The sequence below is a fragment of the Bradyrhizobium sp. GW821-FHT13H05 genome, from assembly GCF_058804065.1.
Window position 1 is genome coordinate 1 of record NZ_JBXAPO010000032.1, and the last position, 1,474, is coordinate 1,474.

The 1,474-nt window shown below is 62.1% G+C and carries 1 protein-coding gene; it reads right to left on the bottom strand.

Features of this window, described 5'->3' with window-relative positions; translation table 11 throughout:
* Positions 1-275: 275 nt before the first annotated feature.
* On the bottom strand, positions 276-1,304 hold the full coding sequence (locus AC1RR3_RS38500) for an IS110 family RNA-guided transposase (protein ID WP_492830532.1): 1,029 nt from the start codon (positions 1,302-1,304) through the stop codon (positions 276-278).
* Positions 1,305-1,474 lie beyond the last annotated feature (170 nt).

Sequence of the window (1,474 nt, forward strand, 5' to 3'; positions counted from 1 at the left end):
CGCTCCATCCGGGCTTCTGTAACGGGCCTCAGTTAGTCAATCCCTTTTTGCGTCATCCTCTCGCCAGGAACCTGCTTCTGTACGGGATCGGCGCGGTGGCCGTCGCCTGATGGGGTTCTAGAGAGGAGCAGGTCGGCCAATCTACGGAAGCGTGATCGCATCGTGGGATGCGTCGACAACCCGGATGACGGCCTAGCCTGATCCATCGTCCCGGCGAAGGGACTTCGCTTCGGGGAGGCTGGTGTCGTGCCCTCCCGAATCTGTGTGCTCCTGTTTTAGGCCGGTATGGCCGCCGCCTTGAACGGTACGTTGTCCTTGAGCATGCGCAACATGATCACCGCGAGCTTGCGCGCCAGTGCCACCTTGGCCTTGCTCATGCCGGCACGCTTGGCGATCCGCATCGCCCAGCCCTTGAGCTGTGTACAGCCCTTGATCGGCTTGGTCAGGATGATGTGGGCGGCCTCATAAAGCGCCTCGCGCACGGAAGCGTCGCCGTTTTTACTGATGCGACCGGAGTAGTCGGTCTCGCCTGACTGGTATTTCTTCGGCGTCAATCCAAACAGCGGCCCCGCCCGCTTCGACGAGTTGAAGCGAGAAGGGTCATCGATGGCGCTGGCATAGGTCAGCGAGATAATAGGCCCGACGGCCGGGGTCGACATCAGCAGCCTGGCTCTGGCATCCAGGCGTGACATCGTCCGCACTCGCTTCTCAAAGCCGTTGAACTCGCGCACCAGCACCGTGTGAACCGCAAGCGTCGCCGTGGCAATGGCCTCCAGGGCCGGATGGCCGGCCACCAGCTCGTTGATCCGTGCTGCAAAGCCGCGCTTCGTCGTCTTGCCGACCTTCAACCCGAAGCCTCGCAAGATCCCCCGCAAGCTGTTCTCGACGTCCTGTAGCTTGCTCTGGATCAGCTTGCGCGCGGTTAGAATGGCCCGCGTCTCCTGCGCACTCATCGATTTGCAGTGCACCGGCCGGAACCAGCCGAGCCGCATCAATTGGGCGATGTTGCGGGCGTCGTTGCGATCCGACTTCACCGGCATCGCCTTGAAGGCATCGCTCACGTGGCGCGTCTCCAGAAGCTCGACCGCAAAGCCGGCTTTCTTCATCGCCGCGTAAAGCCACTGTGACAGCGGTCCTGCCTCGAGCCCAATCCTGGAAAGCTCGAACCCAAGCGACTGGAACCAGCCGATCAGCGCAGCCGGCTCGCTTGCAGGCTTGGCCTCCCGAACGATCTTCCCCGCCGCATCAACAACGCACACACTGGAGCATTCCAATGACACATCGATTCCGGCATAATGGTCCATGGTCGTCTCTCCTCGATGCTTGGAGCAAGGCCTAGCCTCGACTCCGTTACACCATCAATGTGAGGGACGACCGCCAACCTTCCAGCCAAGCCGCGCGACGCGCGCCATCAAATTGCGCCGTAGCGAGCGCGGCTTGGATGGAAGGCCGGGGGGCCCGTTACCCCATCTAC

Excerpts from the sequence above, each read along its gene's own strand:
- AC1RR3_RS38500 (WP_492830532.1), bottom strand. The coding sequence starts at position 1,304 with ATGGACCATTATGCCGGAATCGATGTGTCATTGGAATGCTCCAGTGTG.